Source organism: Herbidospora daliensis (assembly GCF_001570585.1).
Taxonomy (GTDB): Bacteria; Actinomycetota; Actinomycetes; order Streptosporangiales; family Streptosporangiaceae; genus Herbidospora; species Herbidospora daliensis.
On sequence record NZ_BBXF01000001.1, the window covers coordinates 570354 to 588293 of the forward strand.

General features: G+C 71.8%; 18 protein-coding genes. 7 read left to right on the forward strand and 11 right to left on the reverse strand.

The window, feature by feature from the left end; all coding sequences use genetic code 11:
• Window positions 1-18: 18 nt before the first annotated feature.
• Window positions 19-300, reverse strand: coding sequence for a metal-sensitive transcriptional regulator (locus tag AW274_RS02130; RefSeq protein ID WP_030454006.1), 282 nt, complete (start codon window positions 298-300; stop codon window positions 19-21).
• 102 nt (window positions 301-402) lie between these two features.
• Here AW274_RS02130 and AW274_RS02135 point away from each other — a divergent pair, with 102 nt between their 5' ends.
• Window positions 403-2304, forward strand: coding sequence for a copper-translocating P-type ATPase (locus AW274_RS02135; protein WP_062428786.1), 1902 nt, complete (start codon window positions 403-405; stop codon window positions 2302-2304).
• Here the strand turns inward: AW274_RS02135 and glgA are convergent.
• Window positions 2274-3455, reverse strand: coding sequence for a glycogen synthase (gene glgA, locus AW274_RS02140; RefSeq protein WP_062428788.1), 1182 nt, complete (start codon window positions 3453-3455; stop codon window positions 2274-2276). The genes AW274_RS02135 and glgA overlap by 31 nt on opposite strands.
• A gap of 58 nt (window positions 3456-3513) precedes the next feature.
• On the opposite strand from glgA, the gene glgC reads away from it, so the two are divergent.
• On the forward strand, window positions 3514-4731 hold the full coding sequence (gene glgC / locus AW274_RS02145) for a glucose-1-phosphate adenylyltransferase (RefSeq protein WP_232319943.1): 1218 nt from the start codon (window positions 3514-3516) through the stop codon (window positions 4729-4731).
• Here glgC and AW274_RS02150 read toward each other — a convergent pair.
• Window positions 4718-5305, reverse strand: a complete 588-nt coding sequence (locus tag AW274_RS02150) for an Rv1733c family protein (RefSeq protein ID WP_157519718.1) — start codon at window positions 5303-5305, stop codon at window positions 4718-4720. The genes glgC and AW274_RS02150 overlap by 14 nt on opposite strands.
• A 100-nt stretch (window positions 5306-5405) precedes the next feature.
• On the opposite strand from AW274_RS02150, the gene AW274_RS02155 reads away from it, so the two are divergent.
• Entirely contained in the window at window positions 5406-6032 is a 627-nt protein-coding gene (locus AW274_RS02155; RefSeq protein ID WP_157519719.1) for a hypothetical protein, read from the forward strand.
• Here the strand turns inward: AW274_RS02155 and AW274_RS02160 are convergent.
• Both AW274_RS02160 and AW274_RS02165 read right to left on the reverse strand, forming a co-directional pair.
• Window positions 6019-7047 carry a mechanosensitive ion channel family protein gene (locus AW274_RS02160; RefSeq protein WP_083973775.1) on the reverse strand — a complete coding sequence of 343 codons (1029 nt, stop codon included), beginning with the start codon at window positions 7045-7047 and terminating at the stop codon, window positions 6019-6021. The genes AW274_RS02155 and AW274_RS02160 overlap by 14 nt on opposite strands.
• Before the next feature lie 50 nt (window positions 7048-7097).
• Window positions 7098-8024, reverse strand: coding sequence for a Bug family tripartite tricarboxylate transporter substrate binding protein (locus AW274_RS02165; protein WP_157519720.1), 927 nt, complete (start codon window positions 8022-8024; stop codon window positions 7098-7100).
• 123 nt (window positions 8025-8147) lie between these two features.
• On the opposite strand from AW274_RS02165, the gene AW274_RS02170 reads away from it, so the two are divergent.
• From AW274_RS02170 to AW274_RS02180, 3 genes are read left to right on the forward strand one after another with little or no spacing between them, the layout of a single operon-like run.
• Window positions 8148-8540, forward strand: a complete 393-nt coding sequence (locus AW274_RS02170) for a GntR family transcriptional regulator (protein WP_369408600.1) — start codon at window positions 8148-8150, stop codon at window positions 8538-8540.
• On the forward strand, window positions 8537-9406 hold the full coding sequence (locus AW274_RS02175) for an ABC transporter ATP-binding protein (RefSeq protein ID WP_062428800.1): 870 nt from the start codon (window positions 8537-8539) through the stop codon (window positions 9404-9406). The genes AW274_RS02170 and AW274_RS02175 overlap by 4 nt, the downstream gene beginning before the upstream one ends.
• A complete protein-coding gene (locus AW274_RS02180) occupies window positions 9403-10026 on the forward strand; it encodes an ABC transporter permease (protein ID WP_062428802.1) in 624 nt (207 codons plus the stop codon). The genes AW274_RS02175 and AW274_RS02180 overlap by 4 nt, the downstream gene beginning before the upstream one ends.
• Here the strand turns inward: AW274_RS02180 and AW274_RS02185 are convergent.
• From AW274_RS02185 to AW274_RS02195, 3 genes are all read right to left on the reverse strand, one after another.
• Complete coding sequence (locus tag AW274_RS02185) at window positions 10023-10928, reverse strand: aldo/keto reductase (protein WP_062428804.1); 906 nt, start codon at window positions 10926-10928, stop codon at window positions 10023-10025. The two genes, AW274_RS02180 and AW274_RS02185, sit on opposite strands and share 4 nt — an antisense overlap.
• Window positions 10929-10961: 33 nt before the next feature.
• Window positions 10962-12296 (reverse strand): GH12 family glycosyl hydrolase domain-containing protein, encoded by a 1335-nt coding sequence (locus AW274_RS02190; protein WP_062428806.1) that lies wholly within the window; start codon window positions 12294-12296, stop codon window positions 10962-10964.
• 82 nt (window positions 12297-12378) lie between these two features.
• On the reverse strand, window positions 12379-12912 hold the full coding sequence (locus AW274_RS02195; protein WP_062428808.1) for a TetR/AcrR family transcriptional regulator: 534 nt from the start codon (window positions 12910-12912) through the stop codon (window positions 12379-12381).
• 86 nt (window positions 12913-12998) lie between these two features.
• Here AW274_RS02195 and AW274_RS02200 point away from each other — a divergent pair, with 86 nt between their 5' ends.
• Entirely contained in the window at window positions 12999-14363 is a 1365-nt protein-coding gene (locus tag AW274_RS02200; protein WP_062428810.1) for an MFS transporter, read from the forward strand.
• Here AW274_RS02200 and glmS read toward each other — a convergent pair.
• From glmS to AW274_RS02215, 3 genes are read right to left on the reverse strand one after another with little or no spacing between them, the layout of a single operon-like run.
• Window positions 14350-16167, reverse strand: a complete 1818-nt coding sequence (gene glmS, locus AW274_RS02205) for a glutamine--fructose-6-phosphate transaminase (isomerizing) (RefSeq protein ID WP_062428812.1) — start codon at window positions 16165-16167, stop codon at window positions 14350-14352. The two genes, AW274_RS02200 and glmS, sit on opposite strands and share 14 nt — an antisense overlap.
• Before the next feature lie 5 nt (window positions 16168-16172).
• Complete coding sequence (locus AW274_RS02210; RefSeq protein WP_232319945.1) at window positions 16173-16436, reverse strand: hypothetical protein; 264 nt, start codon at window positions 16434-16436, stop codon at window positions 16173-16175.
• A gap of 60 nt (window positions 16437-16496) precedes the next feature.
• Complete coding sequence (locus AW274_RS02215) at window positions 16497-17885, reverse strand: amidohydrolase (RefSeq protein WP_062428814.1); 1389 nt, start codon at window positions 17883-17885, stop codon at window positions 16497-16499.
• Window positions 17886-17940 lie beyond the last annotated feature (55 nt).

The following is a 17940-nucleotide window of genomic DNA, read 5'->3' on the forward strand; positions in this document are numbered from 1 at the left end:
CTCTTTCAGGTCGAGTCGTCAGGAGCGGACGAGCCGGGCGATGGCGTCGGAGGCTTCCTTGATCTTCGCGTCGGCCTCGGGGCCGCCCTTGGCGGTGGCCTCGGCGACGCAGTGGGCCAGGTGCTCTTCGAGGAGCGCCAGGGCGAACGACTGCAGCGCGCGGTTGGCGGCCGACACCTGGGTCAGCACGTCGATGCAGTACTTGTCTTCTTCGACCATGCGCTGCAGGCCCCTGACCTGCCCCTCGATCCGGCGGAGCCGCTTCAGATGGTCTTGCTTGTGATCGGTGTAGCCGTGCATCGCGACCTCCCCGGGCCTTCGTCCTTGCTCAATAGTACCCCTAGGGGGTAGTGGTATAGAATCTAGCATACCCCCAGGGGGTTTAGTCGAGGAGGTCCGGAAATGCACGATCACCATGTGGCGCAGTACCGGCGGCTGTTCTGGTGGATGCTGGCGCTGGCCGTGCCGACGGTCCTCACCTCCGGCATGTTCGCCATGGTCGTGGGCTACCAGGCCCCCGGCCCGCCGTGGTTGTCACCGGTGCTCGGCACCGTCATGTACGTCTGGGGCGGCCGCCCGTTCCTGACCGGGGCCGTCGACGAGCTGCGGTCGCGCCGGCCCGGGATGATGCTGCTGGTCGGGCTGGCCATCACGGTCGCCTTCGTCGCCTCGATGGGCGCGAGCCTGGGGCTGCTCGACCACGGTCTCGACTTCTGGTGGGAACTGGCGCTGCTGATCGTGATCATGCTGCTGGGCCACTGGATCGAGATGCGCTCGCTGGCCCGCACCACCTCGGCGCTCGACTCGCTGGCCGCCCTGCTGCCCGACGAGGCCGAACGCGCCGACGGCACGCGGGTGCCGCCGTCGGAGCTGCGGGTGGGCGACGTCGTGGTGGTCCGGCCGGGCGGCCGGATCCCGGCCGACGGCGTGGTCGTCGCGGGCTCGGCCGGCCTGGACGAATCGATGATCACCGGCGAGTCGGCGACCGTCCGCAGGTCGGAGGGCGACCGGGTGGTCGCCGGGACCGTCGCGACCGACTCGGGCCTGCGCGTCGAGGTGCGGGCCGTCGGCGAGGACACCGCGCTGGCGGGCATCCGGCGGCTGGTCGAGGCCGCCCAGAACTCCACCTCGCGGGCCCAGCGCATCGCCGACCGGGCGGCCGCGCTGCTGTTCTGGTTCGCGCTCGGCGCGGGCCTGCTCACGGCGGCCGTCTGGACGCTGCTCGGGCAGCCCGACGAGGCGGTGGTCAGGACCATCACGGTCCTGGTGATCGCCTGCCCGCACGCCCTCGGCCTGGCCATTCCGCTGGTGGTGTCGATCGCGACCGAACGGGCCGCCCGCGCGGGGGTGCTGGTCAAAGACCGGCTGGCGCTCGAGAGCATGCGGACCGTCGACACCGTGCTGTTCGACAAGACCGGCACCCTGACCAAGGGCCGGCCCGCGCTCACCTGGGTCACCTCCGACGAGGTGCTGGCGCTGGCGGCGGCGGCCGAGGCCGACTCCGAGCATCCGCTCGCCAAGGCGATCGTGGCGGCGGCCAAGGAGCGCGGGCTCGACGTCGAGCCGGCGACGGAGTTCGTCTCCTCCCCCGCCCTCGGGGTGTCGGCCCGGGTCGGGTCGCAGACGGTGCAGGTCGGCGGGCCCGCGCTGCTCGAACGCGAGGGCGCCGAACCGCTGCGGGAGGCCGAGGGGGCGACCCTGCTGCACGTCCTGGCCGACGGCGCGGTCGTGGGGGCGCTGACGCTCGCCGACGAGATCCGGCCCGAGTCGCGCCGGGCCGTCGCCGACCTCGAATCGCGCGGGGTCGAGGTCGTGATGATCACCGGCGACGCCCGTCAGGTGGCCGAGGCGGTCGCGCGTGAGCTGGGGATCGCCCGCTTCTACGCGGGAGTACGGCCCGAGGACAAGGCGGGAGCCGTACAGGAACTGCAGGACGAAGGGCGGCGCGTCGCGATGGTCGGCGACGGGGTGAACGACGCGCCCGCGCTGGCGCGGGCGGACGTCGGGATCGCCATCGGGGCGGGCACCGACGTCGCCATCGCCTCGGCCGGGGTCATCCTCGCCGGAGACGACCCCCGGGCCGTGCCGTCGGTCATGGACCTGTCGCGGGCCGCCTACCGGAAGATGAAGCAGAACCTCTGGTGGGCGGCGGGTTACAACCTCATTTCGGTCCCCCTGGCGGCCGGGGTGCTGGCGCCGTGGGGGTTCGTGCTGCCGATGTCGGTCGGCGCGATCCTGATGTCGGCCTCCACGGTCGTGGTGGCCGCCAACGCTCAGCTGCTGCGGCGGCTGAGGCTCTCGTAGAGGTCCCGGGTGCGTTCGGCGATGGCCGGCCAGGAGAACTCCGCCACCGCGCGGGCCCGGCCGGCGCGGCCCATGCGGGCGGCCAGATCGGGGTCGGCAAGCAGCCGGTTGACGTCGGCGGCGAGGGCGTGGGCGAACAGGGCCGGGTCGCGCGGCTCGCCGTGCTCGCCCGCCTCGATCGGCACCAGCAGGCCGGTCTCGTCGTGCGCGACCACCTCGGGGATGCCGCCGGTCGCGGTGGCGACGACGGCGGTCTCGCAGGCCATCGCCTCCAGGTTCACGATCCCCATGGGCTCGTAGACCGACGGGCAGACGAAGACGGTCGCGTGGGTGAGGATCTCGATGATCTCCGGGCGCGGGCGCATCTCGGTGATCCAGATGACGCCCTCGCGGGTGGCCTGCAGCTCCTCGACCAGGGCGGTCACCTCGGCGGCGATCTCGGGCGTGTCGGGCGCCCCGGCGCAGAGCACGAGCTGCGCGGCCGGGTCGAAGTCGCGGGCGGCCCGCAGCAGGTGGGTCAGGCCCTTCTGGCGGGTGATCCGGCCGACGAAGACGACGTAGGGCTTGCCGGGGTCGATGCCGTGCCGCAGCAGCGCCTCGCTGGAGGAGGCGGGGGCGTACTCGTCGGTGTCGATGCCGTTGTGGATCACCGTCACCTTGCCCGGGTCGATCTCCGGGTAGCAGGCCAGCACGTCGCGGCGCATGCCGCCGGAGACCGCGATGATCGCGTCCGCGGCGGCCAGGGCGGTGCGCTCGGCCCACGACGACAACACGTAGCCGCCGCCGAGCTGCTCGGCCTTCCAGGGGCGGAGCGGTTCGAGGCTGTGGGTGGTGGCGACGTGCGGGATGCCGTAGAGCATCTTGGCGACGTGGCCGGCAAAGTTGGCGTACCAGGTGTGGGAGTGCACGAGGTCGGCCCCCGCGCAGCCGGCCGCCATCTCCAGGTCGGTCCCGAGCACCTGGAGCGCGGCGTTCGCCGAGGTCAGGCCGGGTGGAGTCGAGTAGGCGTCGGCGCCCTCGCGGGGCGCGCCGAAGCAGCGGACCCGCGCGTCGAGGAGCCGTCGCAGCTCCCGCGAGAGGTATTCGATGTGCACACCCGCCCCGCCGTAAACGTCGGGCGGGAACTCACGGCTCAAAAGATCGACACGCATATGCGCAGCCTAGTGTTTGCGACCGTTTTGACGGGTTAAGGTCTGCGTCATGAGGGTCATGGCAATTGTGCTCGCCGGTGGTGAGGGGAAGCGGCTCATGCCGCTGACCGCGGACCGGGCCAAGCCGGCGGTGCCGTTCGGCGGGATCTACCGGCTCATCGATTTCGTCCTGTCGAACCTGGCCAACGGGCACTATCTCCAGATCGTGGTCCTGACCCAGTACAAGAACCACAGTCTCGACCGGCACATCTCGCGCACCTGGCGCCTGTCGGCGATGCTCGGCAACTACGTGACCCCGGTGCCCGCGCAGCAGCGCCTCGGCCCCCACTGGTTCTCCGGGTCGGCCGACGCCCTCCTCCAGAACCTCAACCTGGTCTACGACGAGCTGCCCGACCACGTGATCGTGTTCGGCGCCGACCACATCTACCGCATGGACCCGCGCCAGATGGTGGAGCAGCACATCGACTCGGGCGCCGACGTGACGGTGGCGGCGATCCGCCAGCCGCTGTCGACCTCCGACCAGTTCGGCGTGATCGAGACCGACCCGACCGGCCGCCGCATCACCGCCTTCCGCGAGAAGCCGAAGGACGCAGTCGGCCTGCCCGACTCCCCCGGCGAGATCTTCGCCTCGATGGGCAACTACGTCTTCCGGACGCAGGCCATGATCGAGGCCGTCCGCGAGGACGCCCTGGACTCCTCCAGCAAGCACGACCTGGGCGGCAACATCATCCCGATGATGGTCAAGGCCGGCAGCGCCGAGGTGTACGACTTCAAGAACAACATCGTGCCCGGCTCGACCGAACGCGACCGCGGCTACTGGCGCGACGTGGGAACGCTCGACGCCTACTACGACGCCCACATGGACCTGATCTCGCCCCACCCGGTCTTCAACCTGTACAACGACCGGTGGCCGATCTACACCGGCCACGACCCGCTGCCCCCGGCCAAGTTCGTGCACAACGACGGCGACCGGGTCGGCCGCGCGATCGACTCGCTGGTGTCGGCCGGTGTGATCGTCTCGGGCGGCCTGGCGCTGCGCTCGGTGCTCTCCCCCGGCGTGATCCTGCACAGCCACGCCCACGTCGAGGACTCGGTGCTGATGGGCAACGTCAAGGTGGGCCGGGGCGCGATCGTGCGCCGGGCCATCGTCGACAAGAACGTCGTCATCCCCGACGGCGCCCGCATCGGCTTCGACCTCGAAGAGGACCGCGAGCGGTTCGAGGTCACCAAGGACGGCGTCGTGGTGATCGGGAAGAACGAGATCATCGACCGTTGATGCGCCAGGTGGGCTCGACGACCGTCCAGGCGTCGGCCCAGTCGCGGCGGACCCGGCGCCACACCAGCAGCCGGGTCACGCCCAGCAGGACGCAGCTCGCGACGATCATGGCCAGCGGCACGCCCGTGCCGACGGTCAGCGCGGCCACCACGGTGGTCTCGCGGTCGCGCGGGCGCGGCACCGGCTGGCCCTGCGTGTCGGTGTAGACGGTGATCTTCTGGCCCTTCATGGACAACACCGGGGCCTGGACCAGGCCCTGGTGGTCTCTGCCGTCAGGGCCCTTCCAGGCGGCCATCACGGTCGCCGTCGCCGGGCCGTTCACGGTCGCGTGCACGCGGGCGTCGTCGAGCAGGGTCGCCTCGGTGGCGTGCCGGGCACGCGCCTGCTCGTGTTCGGCGCGCACGCCCTCGCCGTAGGCCCTGATCCCCAGCATCAGCCCGCACACCACGGCGGCGAGCGTGACGAGGACGGCCAGCCGGCGGACCGCCGCCTCGACGCGGTCACACGGGCGGCGCAACGGGTTCCGGTCGAATCCCAGCCAGCGCCGGAACCGGACCACAGGATTTGCAGCCATCTCCCCACCTCTAGGGATCCCTACCACTTCACATCCGGTTTATGCCTATTTCCGGACATGTGACCTGGGGTTTCCGCCGCTTCGCGTTACGCTCGGGGGCGTGCGCCCAGCCCTCCTCGCCCTCACCGCCCTGCTCTTACTCGCGGCCTGCTCCACACCGCAGCCCAAGCCCATTCCGGGCACCGAGGTGCCCGACGGCTTCCACCGCATCGGCAGCGTGGCCACCGGCGTCTCGATCGGCGTGCCGACCGCCTGGAAGGTCGTCGACCTGTCGAAATCCGGCTTCGAGGAGCAGCTCGCGGCCACCGGCCTCACCGGCCCCGCGCTCGACCAGGCCCGCGAGGGCCTGAAGGCCCTCCAGAGCGCCAAGGCCGTCTACGCCCTCGACCCCGCCAGCCGCGAGGAGTCGAAGCAGGGCTTCGTCACCAACCTCAACGGCTTCTGCCAGCCGAGCGTGGGCGGCTCCAACGAGGCCCTCCAGCAGCAGGCCGAGCAGCAGCTCGCGAGCGTCGGCGCGACGGTCTCCGACGCGGGCGTGGTGAAGGTCGGCTCCGGTCAGGGGGTGCGCATCCGCTACACCCTGAAGATGCCGGCCGGGCCGGTCCAGGGCACCCAGTACTACGCCCACTCGGGCAAGGGCACGACCTGCGTGGTGACGCTGACGACCGACCTCGCGGGCAGGGAGACCCTGTTCGAGCAGATCGGGTCGACGATCAGACCTCTGTGATCCGCAGCCGGGGCAGGCTCTCCGGGTGGTTCTCCCTGATCCACGTCACCAGGTGCTCCCGCACGTCGCACCGCAGGTCCCAGGCGCTGGCCGAGTCGGCGGCCGACATGAGGGCGCGCACCTCGACCAGCCCGCCGGGGGTGACGTCGGTGACCTGGAGGGTCCAGTCCTTCTGGTCCCAGAGCGGGTTGTCCTTGATCGCCCGGTGCAGTTCGGCGCGCAGTTCGGCGATGGGCACCGCCCAGTCGACGCGCAGGAAGACGGTGCCGAGGATCCGGCTCTCGTGCCGGGTCCAGTTCTCGAACGGGTTGTTGGCGAAGTGGGAGACGGGCAGGATCAGCCGCCGTTCGTCCCAGAGCCGCAGCGACACGTAGGTGAGGGTGAGCTCCTCGACCCGTCCCCACTCGCCCTGGACGACCACGACGTCGTCGAGCCTTATGGCGTCGGAGAAGGCCAGTTGGAGGCCGGCCAGCAGGTTGCCCAGGGTCGACTGGGCCGCGATCCCGACCAGCACACCGGCGATGCCCGCCGACGCGAGCAGCCCCGCTCCCAGCGCCCTGACCTGGGGGAAGGTGAACAACATGGCGCCGAGGGCGAGCACGATCACGGCGGCGGCGCAGACCCGGCGCACCAGCTCGATCTGGGTCCTGATCCGCCGGGCCCGCCGGTTGGCGTCCCCTTCGACCCGCACCAGCCGTTCCAGTACGACGTCCGTCACCGCGTAGGCGGCCTGGATGACGAGCCAGGTGACGCAGAAGATCAGCGCGATGGTGGTCAGGTGGCCGACCCAGCCCTCGGCGTCGGGCGGGATCAGCCCCCGGTCGTAGACGGCGGTGCCGGTGGCGAGGGCGGCGGTCACGAAGCCGGGCCAGGTGCAGCGCCGGACCAGCGGCCCGGCCAGGGCCCAGCGGTCGCCGACGAGCCGTGAGCGCAGGATGCGCCGCACCAGCTCGACCGCGATGAGGGCGGCGAGCACGGCGATGGCGAGGGAGATCCAGTTCCATGCGTCCGTCACGGATTGAGATCACCACATTTATGGCTCTTTGTCAGATTTTTGGGGTCAGATTATTGCTTGAGGCCGAGATCGGTCAGGACGTCGCGGGAGCGGGCCGACTCGACGCCCAGCCAGTCGTCGAAGTCGGGGCCCTCCAGGTAGAGCGGGGCCCAGAGGTGGCGGCGGCAGGAGGCGGCCCACTCGTCGGAGGCGCCGATGCTGCGGCACAGGTCGAGCAGGTGGGCGCGGTCGTCGTCGCGGAGCGCGTCGGAGGCCAGCAGGGCGCGCCAGTCGGCGTGGACGAGACGGACCCCCGACTCCATCAGGGTCGGCGCGTCGACCTCCGGCAGGCGCTCGGGCGACGAGACGGCCAGCGCCCGGACGCGACCGGCGCGGATCTGCGGCGCGAGCCCGGCGACCCCGCCGACGCCGGCCGCGACCCGGCCGTCGAGCAGCGCGCCCAGCAGCCCGTCTCCGCCGGCGAAGGAGGCGTAGTCGACGAGGCGCGCGTCGGCGCCGAGCCCCTTGGCGACCAGGCCGCACAGGACGTGGTCGGCGCCGCCGTGGCCCCGGCCGCCCATCAGCACCGAGCCGGGAGCCCGGCGCAGCGCGGCGGCCAGGTCGCCGAAGTGCCGGAACCGGGAGCCCATCGGGGCGACCACGACCGACCACTCCCCCGCCATCCGGGCGAGCGGGACCGTGCCCGTCAGGTTGACCAGCGCGGGCCCCGCGACCAGCAGCCGCCCCCGGCTCGCACGGTGGGTGAAGTCCTTGATCGACGCCTTGTCGCCGTCGCAGGTGGTGACGTCGACGGCGCGGGCCAGGCCGCGCTTCGTGACGAGCCGCCGCAGTTCCCGGGCGAACGCGTCGTCGAGCCCGCCCACGACGGCGGGCACGACCAGGGAGAGCGGCACGCCCAGTGGGCGTGGGTCAGCCCCGCAGCCGGCGGCCAATGCGGCGAGCCCGGCTCCCCACAGGAGGAACTCCCGACGCCGCACTCCGCCCTCCCCTCGGTCTTACACGTTGAGCATATGACCGATTACCTGGCGTTACGTCGGCGGGGTCCGGGTTGACGGGAGAGGTCTCCATCAATTAACTAATGCATTAGTGGATTGATGGGAGTGACGTTGATCGAGTTCTCTCTCGACAAGAGGTCGGGCGTGGCGACGTACATGCAGATCGTCCAGCAGGTCGAACAGGCCATGCGGCTCGGCCGGCTGACCCCCGGCGACCGGCTGCCGACGGCGGCCGAGGTGGTGGGCAGGCTGGCGATCAACCCGAACACGGTGCTGCGGGCCTACCGCGAGCTGGAGTCCCGGGGGCTGGTGGAGCCCCGGCCCGGCCTGGGCACCTTCGTGCGGCGGTCGCTGGCCCGGCCGCGCGACCCCGCGCTGGAACGGCGGCTGGCGGCCTGGGTGCACGACGCGCGGGCCGGCGGCCTCGGGGCCGACGACATCCGGGCCCTGGTCGAGTCGGCCCTGTCCGGCGGCCTGACCGGGGAGGCGACGGCGTGAACGCGCTGGAACTGACCGGCGCCGGGTTGCGTTACGGCCGGACCTGGGCGCTGCGCGGCTGTTTCGCCGGGGTGCCGCAGGGGCGCGTGGCGGCGCTCGTGGGGCCCAACGGGGCCGGCAAGTCGTCGCTGATGCGGCTCGCCGTCGGCCTGCGCAGGGCGAGCGAGGGCGAGGTCACCGTCTTCGGACGGCCGCCGCGCGGCGCGAACCTGCCCCGGGTGGCGTTCGTCGCGCAGGACAAGCCGCTCTACCCCGAGCTCACCGTCGCCGAGACGATCAGGGCCGGAGCCGGGCTGAACCCGAACTTCGACACGCAGGGGGCGCGCAAACGGCTCGACGACCTCGGCATCCCGCAGCGCAGGCGCGTCCGCCAGTTGTCGGGGGGCCAGCGCGCCCAGGTCGCCATCACGCTGGCCGTCGCCAAGCGGGCCGACCTGATCGTGCTCGACGAGCCCCTCGCCAACCTCGACCCGCTGGCCCGCCACGAGGTCATGGAGGGGCTCATGTCGGCCGTCGCCGAGCGGGGGCTCACCGTGCTGCTCTCCTCGCACGTCGTGGCCGAGCTCGCCGAGGTCTGCGACCACCTGATCCTGGTCTCCCGGGGCCGGGTGCAGGTCGCGGGCGACATCGAGGAGCTGGTCGCGGCGCACCGGCTGCTCGTGGGGCCGGCCGGCGAGCCGCCCGCCGGTTCCTACGACGTCATCGGCAGGAGCGACACCGAACGGCAGACCACCCTGCTGGTCCGGGCCAGGGGGCCGGTCCACGACCCCCGCTGGACCGCCCGCGAGCTCTCCCTGGAGGACATGGTGCTCGGTTACCTGCGCGCGCCCGACGCCGTGCTGACCCCGAGGCCGGTGGCGTTGTGACCTGGCTCGCGATCAGGCAGCACCGGGTCCGCATGATCAGCATGGCGTGCGTCGTCGCCCTGTGGGCCGGGTTCGTCGCCGTCGAGCGCCTCTACCCCGGCGTGCGGGGCATCTCGGCCAGTCTGTTCCCCTACCTGCCCCTCGTCATGGCGGTGTTCCTGGGGGCGCCGCTGCTCGCGCGGGAGTACGAACGCGGCACCCACCAGTTCGCCTGGACGCAGTCGATCAGCCGGAGCCGCTGGCTGGCCCCCCAGGTCGGCACCGCCGCCGCGCTCGCCCTGGTCACGACCGGGCTGGTCACCGCGCTGATCTGCTGGTCGCTGCGGACCGTCCCGCCGGAGCTGACCGGCCTGCTCCCGTTCACCTGGACGCTCTTCGCGCTCGCCCTGGGCACGTTCTGGAGCGCCGTCACCCGCCGGACCACCGTCGCCATGGGCGCGTCGTTCTTCGGCGTCGCCGCCTGCCAGCTGATCGCCGAAGGGCTGCGCAACCGGGCCGCCCGCGAGCTCGGCTGGACCCCCGCCACGCTCGGCGCGGTGGAGGCCGCGATCACGGCCGGGCTCGCGGGCGCCCTCTTCGCGGGCGCGTGGTGGTTCGTCACGCGCCGCGATCCCGGCTAGACGTCCAGCGCGGCCAGGTCCCCCGGGGAGAGCGAGGGGAGGTCGAGCAGTTCGTCGAGCTGGGCGATCGTGGACGGCCCGATGATCGGGCTGACCCCGGCGGCGAGCAGCCAGGCCAGCACGACCTGGTTGCGGGTCGCCCCGAGGCCGTCGGCCACCTCCCCGAGCGCCGCCAGCCTGCGGGTGGTCCCGGGGTGGTCGTAGGCGTCGGGGAAGGGGCGCTCCGGACGTACATAGGACCCCGAGATGAGCGGCGTGTAGGCCCACAGGTCGAGGCCCTCCGAGGCCACGTAGTCGAGGGTCTCGTCGGTCACCCACGCGAAACGGTGGTTGACGCCCTCGACCTGGGTCCAGGGCCGGGGGGTCAGGTACGAGTACCGCAGTTGCAGCGCCGAGTAGGGCGCGCCCAGGGCGCGGGCGCGCTCGACCCGCCACGTGGGGTGGTTGGAGACGCCGACGCGGGTGGTGAGACCGTCGGCGACCAGGCCGGCGAGGGCCCCGGCCGTCTCCTCCAGCGGGACCGACCGGTCTTCCATGTGGGTCCAGAAGAGGTCGACCCGGTCGATCCCGAGGCGGCCGAGGCTCAGCGCGAGCGCCTCCTTGAGGGCGGGCGCCGAGAGGCCCTCCCTGCTGGCGGGCCACTCCCCCGGGCCGACCGGCTCGGCCCCGGCCTTGGTGGCCAGGGTCAGCCGGTCGCGCAGGCCCGGACGGGCGGCCAGCCAGCGGCCCAGGAGCCGCTCGCTCTGGCCGCCCCGGCCGTCCGGGTCGTTCCAGAAGGCGTAGCAGTTCGCGGTGTCGATCACCGTTCCACCGGCGTCGACGAACCGGTCGAGCAGCGCGAACGAGGTGCGTTCGTCGGTCAGGGTGCCGAAGTTCATGGCCCCGAGCACAAGAGAGGTCATGCCGACACCCTGAACCCTGGAGTGCGCTCCAGGTCAAACCTGGGTGCATCCGGGGATGGACGGCACGCCGCTGCTGCCCGGCCGGGTGGCCTGGAAGCCGAAGCTGGTGCTCTGGCCCGAGCTCAGGCTGGCGTTGTAGCTCATACCGGTGATCGTCACGTTCGACCCGCTGACCGAGACCTGCGAGCTCCAGCTCGACGTGATCTGGTGGCCCGAGGGCAGCGTGAACGGCAGCGACCAGTTCGACGCCGGACCGTTCAGCGTGAACTGGGCGACGTAGCCGCCGCCCCACTGGTCGAACCTGACGGTGCAGCTGCCGCTCTGACCGCCGCCCGAGGTGGTCAGCTGGACCGTGTTCGACTGCCCGGACACGTTCCCGGCCGCGTCGTAGGCGGTCACGTAGAACTGGTAGGTCGTCGAGGCCGACAGGCCCGTCGCCGAGTAGGACGTCGAGCTCGACGTGCCGACCTGGCTGAACGACCCGCTGGTGCCCTGGCGGCGGTAGATCCGGTAGCCCGCGACGCCGACGTTGTCGGACGAGGCGCTCCACGACAGGTTCGTGCCGTTCGCCGTCAGGTTCGAGGGCGCGCTCGGCGCGGTGGTGTCCTGGTTGGAGCCGCCGCTGGTCGAGTAGGTGAAGTTGTTCACCGTCAGCCCCGCGCCGCCGATCCACGGCTCGAACCCGGCCTGCACGCTGGTCAGGTACCACGACCGCTGCGCGTAGCCGCGGGAGACCGCGTCGCTGTAGAAGGTGTTCACGGCGAAGTCCATCGAGGAGGTCGGGGACGTGCGCACGTACGAGATCACGTTCCAGCCGATGTTGCCGAACCAGACCTGCCAGGTGCCCCCGGCCAGGTTCACCGTCGCGACCTGGCTGCCGATCGGCTGGATGGAACCCTGGCGGTTGAGCCAGATCATGACCTCGGCACCGGTGTTCTGGCCGTCGGTGCGCGGCGTCGGGTCGAACCAGATGTCGTAGGCGGCGTCCCACGTGCCGCTCGACGGGTAGCTCATGCTGACGCTGGTCCGGACGTTGCCGAAGTTGCCGGAGCTGGCCTGCATGGGCAGGTTGCTGCCGCTGGAGCAGTTCGCGTAGTGGCACCCGGCGTAGATCGTCGGGTAGGAGGCCGGGGCCCCGTTCGTGGCGTTGTTGTGGTTGGCCGACTGGATGGTGAATCCGCCGGACTGGTTGACGTCGATGCACTGGGAGGTGTTGGCGCCCCAGACGTTGTTGATCACAACGTAGCGGCCCGACTGGATGGTGGTGGAACCGTACTTCTCGCAGATCACAGGCGCGGCCTGCGCGGGGGAGACGCCGAAGAGCACGAAACCGCCGAGCAGCGCCGCCACAAGGGCGATGCGTCTCATGTCACGGACGCTAGGACGGGCCGGTGAAGCGTCCTACGAAACCTCTCGCGACGCCGGGCTGACCTGCGGAGAAGCCTGAAACTTACACCAGCACGCCTTCGAGGAACAGGTCGAGCAGGCGCTCCTGCCTGACCGGGTCGCTCTCGCACGACCACGCGATGCCGTGGACGATCGTCGCCAGGTCGGGCTGGGTGAGGTCGGGCCGCACCGCGCCGGTCTCCTTCGCCTTCGCGAGCAGGTCGGCGGAGACCGAGAAGAGGGCCTCGCACTGTCCGTGCAGGGGCGATTCGGGGTTGTTGACCGCCACGGCCAGCTCGGCGGTGAGCCCCCGGGTGGCGGTGATGTGGTGGAGCTGGGCCAGCAGCCATTCGCGGAGGGCGCGGCCCGGGTCGTCGGGGGTCAGGTCGCGCGCGGTGGCCGCCATCGCCTCGAAGCGGTCGCGGAGCACGGCCAGGATCAGATCCTGCCGGGTCGGGAAGTGGCGGTAGAGCGTGCCGACGCCGACGCCGGCGGCCTTGGCGATGTCTTCGAGCGACGCCTCGGTGCCCTTCTCCCCGAAGGCCGCCGAGGCCTCGGTCAGCAGGCGCTCGTAGTTGCGGCGCGCATCGGCCCTCACGACAACTCCCTTGCGTAAACGGAGGCGGCCTCCATATATTTACCGGAGTCGGCCTCCGATTATTTTATCGCCTGAAAGGCCTCCCCTTGAACCCTCGCCAGCGCATCACGCTGCTCGTGATCGCCCTCGCCCAGCTCATGCTGATCCTCGACGGCACGATCGTGACCGTCGCCCTCCCCGGCATCCAGGAGGAACTCGGCTTCAGCCCCGGAGGGCTGTCGTGGGTGATGAACGCGTACATGCTGGCCTTCGGCGGCCTGCTGCTCCTCGGCGGCCGGGCCGGCGACATCCTCGGCCGCCGCCGCGCCCTGATGGCCGGTGTGCTGATCTTCACCCTGGCCTCGCTCCTGGGCGGCTTCGCCCCCGGCCCCGAGGCCATGATCGCCTCCCGGGTGCTCCAGGGCGTCGGCGGCGCCCTGGCCGGCCTGGCCCTCATCACCGGCAACTTCCCGCAGGGCCCGCTGCGCGACCGCGCCATCGCCGTGTTCACCTCGGTCGGCGCGGCGGGGGCCGCGATCGGGCTGCTCGCGGGCGGGGTGCTGACCGACCTGGTGTCGTGGCGCTGGGTCATGTTCGTGAACGTCCCGATCGGCCTGGCGATCCTGGCCCTGGCCCCCGTGGTCGTCCGCGAGACCCCGCGCGTGCCCGGCCGCTTCGACCTGGCCGGCGCCGTGACCGCCACGACCGGCTCCACCGGCCTCGTGTACGGCCTGGTCCGCGCCTCCGAACAGGGCTGGGACGACGGATGGGCCCTCGCGTCCCTGCTGGGCGGGGTGCTCCTGCTGGCCCTCTTCATCCGGGTCGAACGGCGCGCCGCGCAACCGGTCATGCCGCTGCGCCTGTTCGGCGAACGGTCCCAGGTGGCCGGTTACGTCTCGATGCTGCTGCTCCCGGCCGCGATGATGGGCACGTTCTTCTTCCTCACCCAGTTCGTGCAGTCGGGCCTCGGCTACTCGCCCCTCCAGGCGGGCCTCGCCTTCCTGCCGCTGGCCCTGACCATCCTGACGCTGTCGCAACTCGCGGGCCGGATCCTGCGCGTGGTCAGCCCGCAGCGGGCGTCGGTCGCGGGCATGCTGCTGATCCCGGCCGGCCTGGCGTGGTTGTCGCGCATCGACGCGACGACGGCGTACTTCCCGGGCGTGTTCGCGCCGCTGGTCATCCTGGGCGTGGGCGCGGCGGCCGCCCTGGTCGTGATGAGCATGCGCATCATCAACGGCGTCCAGGGCGACGACGCGGGCGCGGCCTCGGGGTTGCTCCAGGCCATGCAGCAGACGGGCGGCTCGCTCGGGCTGGCGGTGCTGGTGACGGTGCACGCGTCGGCGGGCCTGTCGGCCACGTTCCTGACGGCGGCGGGCTTCTCCCTGCTGGCCCTGCTGATCGTGACCGTCCTGCGGCCCCGGCGGCCGGCGCCGGAGCCGAAGGACGGGCAGCCCGTGGTCACTCGACGGTGACGCTCTTGGCGAGGTTGCGGGGGCGGTCGACGTCGCGGCCGAGGGCGACCGCCGCGTGGTAGGCGAAGAGCTGGAGCGGGATCGACAGCAGGATCGGGTCGAGCTCGTTCTGGTTCTTCGGGACCAGGATGCAGTCGTCGGCCTGGTCGGTCTCGCGGTGGCCGACCATCAGGATGCGGCCGCTGCGGGCGCGGATCTCGCCCAGGGTGGTGAGGTTCTTGTCGAGCATCTCGTCGTCGGGCACGATCGCGACCGTCGGCATCTCGGGGCCGATCAGCGCCAGCGGGCCGTGCTTGAGCTCGCTCGCCGGGTAGGCCTCCGCGTGGACGTAGGAGACCTCCTTGAGCTTCTGCGCGCCCTCGCGGGCCACCGGGTAGCCACGCACCCGGCCGATGAACATCATCCCGGTCGAGGTCGCGTACTTGTGGGCCAGCTCGCGGATGTGCTCCTCCTGGGTGAGGATCTCCTTGATCTGGTCGGGCAGGGCGCGCAGGCCCTCGCAGATGCGGCGGCCGTCGGCGGGCGACAGGTCGCGCACCCGGCCCAGGTGCAGGGCGAGCAGGGCGAAGGCCGCCGCCGTCGAGGTGAACGCCTTGGTCGAGGCGACCGAGACCTCCGGCCCGGCGTGCAGGTAGACGCCGCCGTCGCACTCGCGGGCGATGGCCGAGCCGACCGTGTTGACGATGCCGAGGACCCGGCCGCCCTTGCGCTTGAGCTCCTGGACGGCCGCCAGGGTGTCGTAGGTCTCGCCCGACTGGCTGATGGCGACGTACAGGGTGTCGGCCTCGACGACCGGGCTGCGGTAGCGGAACTCCGAGGCCGGTTCGGCGTCGGCGGGGATGCGGGCGAGCTCCTCGATGAGCTGGGCGCCGATCTGGCCCGAGTAGTAGGCCGAGCCGCAGCCGATGATCTTGACGCGGCGGAACGAGCGGGTCTCGCGGGCGTCCATGTTCAGGCCGCCGAGGTGGGCGACGTGGAAGCGGTCGTCGAGGCGGCCGCGCAGGGTGCGGGCGATCGTGTCGGGCTGCTCGGAGATCTCCTTGAGCAGGTAGTGCTCGTAGCCGCCGGTGTCGTAGTGGCCGGTGTCCCAGTCGACCGTCAGCGGCTCCTTCGCGGTCTCGCGGGCGTCGCCGCCGAAGGTGTGGAAGCCGTCGGCCTTCAGGACGGCCAGCTCGCCGTCCTCCAGGTGCACGACCTGGCGGGTGTAGCGGACCAGCGCGGCGACGTCGGAGGCGGCGAACATCTCCTTCTCGCCGATGCCCAGCACGATCGGGCTGCCCAGCCGGGCCACCACGACCTCGCCGGGGCGCTGCGCGTCGACCACGGCGATGCCGTAGGTGCCGACGACGCTCTTCAGGGCCCGGCGGACCGCGTCCTCGAGGCTGTCGGTCTCCTCGACGGCGCGGGCGATCAGGTGCGAGAGCACCTCGGAGTCGGTCTCGCTGAGGAACTTGACGCCCTCGCCCTCGAGCCGCTGCCGCAGCGCGTCGGCGTTCTCGATGATCCCGTTGTGGACGACCGCGATGCGCTCGTCGCTCGACAGGTGCGGGTGGGCGTTGACGTCGCTCGGCACGCCGTGGGTGGCCCAGCGGGTGTGCCCGATGCCGGTGGCGCCCTTGAACCGGGCCGGCACCGCCGCCGCCAGGTCGGCCACGCGGCCCTTGACCTTGCGGGTCTTCAGCGCCCTCGACGCGACGACGGCGACGCCCGCGGAGTCGTAGCCTCGGTATTCGAGCCTCTGGAGCCCCTCCAGCAAGATGGGCGCGGCGTCCTTCGGCCCGACGTAGGCCACGATTCCGCACATAGAGTTCACCCTCCGTAGATGATCCGGCGGAGCTGGCGCTGTGACAGCTCCGGTGCCGCGACCCGGCGCGCGGGCAGCTCGGCGGCCACCCGGCGGAAGATCTCGTCGTTGCCGAGCCCGCGTGCCCGCAATTCGGCATGCCTGCGCCTGACATAGGCCTCGGCCGTCTCGCCGAAGTAGCTGAGCACGTCGGCGACCACCCTCGCCGCCTCCCCCGGACCGAGCGAGGTGGTCCGCATGAGGTGGGCGATGAGGTCGTCGTACGGCACAGAGATGGACCTTACGGAGGAGGAACCGGGAATACCAAGAATCCTGCCCGGAATCGGGCATCAAACCCCGTTTTTGTACGTCCACCGTCCGGCGAGCATCGTCCCGAGGATCTCCGGGCTCCGCAGATCGCACATGTCGCCCACGACGACAAGATCAGCCGCGTCGCCCACGTGGACTCCGGTCCGTCCCTGGGCGGCCGCCGCCAGGGCCGTCTCCAGGGAGATCGCCTGCTCGGGATGCCAGGCCGGCCGGTCGTCGTCGGTCCGGGTGACGGCCGAGGCGATGCCGTCCCACGGGTCGAGCGGCGACACCGGGGCGTCGGAGCCGATCTCGATCGTCGCCCCGGCGGCCAGCAGGTCGGCGAAGGCGTAGGCGCGGTCGGTCCGCCCCGGCCACTGGACGTCGGCGACCTCCCGGTCGTCGGGCTGGTGCGCGGGCTGCACGCCGGCGACGAGCCCGTCCAGCGCGAACCGGGGGAAGTCCTGCCGGGAGACCAGCTGCGCGTGCTCGATGCGCCCCGGGCAGCCGAGGGTGTGGAAGGCGTCGAGCGCGATGGTGACCGCGTCGTCGCCGATGGCGTGCACGGCCGGGTGGATCCCGTTCTCGGCGGCCCGCTTCATCACCCCGAGCAGCTCGTCGGGCGGCAGCTCCAGCAGGCCCCGGGAGGTGGTGCCCGGGTAGGGGTCGGCGCAGTAGGCGGTCCGGGTGTTCAGGGACCCGTCCACGAACATCTTCACCGGCCCGACCGTGAGGAACTCCCCGATCTCCATTCCGGTACGCAGCCCGTTGGCGATCGCGGTGTCGAGGCGGTCGCGCGGGATCGAGCAGGCCACCCGCACGTCGGTCCGGCGGCGCCGCCAGTCGTGCACGTTGTCGGCGTACTCGAAGTCGATGATCCCGGTCACCCCCCGCGCCGCCGCGGCCGTCATGGCCTCGGCCACCCAGGCGTCGACCTGCTCGACCGGCGGGGGCGGCAGCGCGGCCAGGCCGCGGAAGCAGTCGCCTTCGAGGAGCACCCCGGTCGGGTGGTCGCCCCGCCCGATCAGGGCGAGCGCCGCCTGGTTGAACCACGCCGTGTGCAGGTCGTTGCTGACCAGCACGACGGGGTGCTCGCCGGGCAGCAGGTCCTTGTGCATCTCGTCGGCCCAGAAGGCGTCGCGGAAGCCGAAGCCCATGGTGGGCTCCCCGGGTCGTACCGCCGCCAGGATGAGCGAGACGGCGTGCGCGGCGGAGGTCGCCGCGGAGAGATCGGCGCGGCGGCGGTTCTGCGCCCACTGCACGGAGTGCACGTGGGCGTCCACGAGACCGGGCAGCACGGTCGCGCCCTGGAGGTCGACGATCTCTTCGGGGGTGACGTCGCCGGGGGCGACGACCCGCCCGGCCGAGATCCCGAACGCGGTGAGCGGCCCGCCGATCCCGGCTCGGGCGTTCCTGAACAGGAGAGACATGCCCTGAACCTTATTTGTCAGTCTTTGTGTCTTTATAGGGGGTATGGTCCGTGTG

Coding starts and splice junctions, on each gene's coding strand:
- AW274_RS02190 (WP_062428806.1), bottom strand. CDS start 12,296: ATGAGACGCATCGCCCTTGTGGCGGCGCTGCTCGGCGGTTTCGTGCTC.
- AW274_RS02130 (WP_030454006.1), bottom strand. CDS start 300: ATGCACGGCTACACCGATCACAAGCAAGACCATCTGAAGCGGCTCCGC.
- AW274_RS02185 (WP_062428804.1), bottom strand. CDS start 10,928: ATGACCTCTCTTGTGCTCGGGGCCATGAACTTCGGCACCCTGACCGAC.
- glgA (WP_062428788.1), bottom strand. CDS start 3,455: ATGCGTGTCGATCTTTTGAGCCGTGAGTTCCCGCCCGACGTTTACGGC.
- AW274_RS02215 (WP_062428814.1), bottom strand. CDS start 17,885: ATGTCTCTCCTGTTCAGGAACGCCCGAGCCGGGATCGGCGGGCCGCTC.
- glmS (WP_062428812.1), bottom strand. CDS start 16,167: ATGTGCGGAATCGTGGCCTACGTCGGGCCGAAGGACGCCGCGCCCATC.
- glgC (WP_232319943.1), top strand. CDS start 3,514: ATGGCAATTGTGCTCGCCGGTGGTGAGGGGAAGCGGCTCATGCCGCTG.
- AW274_RS02135 (WP_062428786.1), top strand. CDS start 403: ATGCACGATCACCATGTGGCGCAGTACCGGCGGCTGTTCTGGTGGATG.
- AW274_RS02150 (WP_157519718.1), bottom strand. CDS start 5,305: ATGGCTGCAAATCCTGTGGTCCGGTTCCGGCGCTGGCTGGGATTCGAC.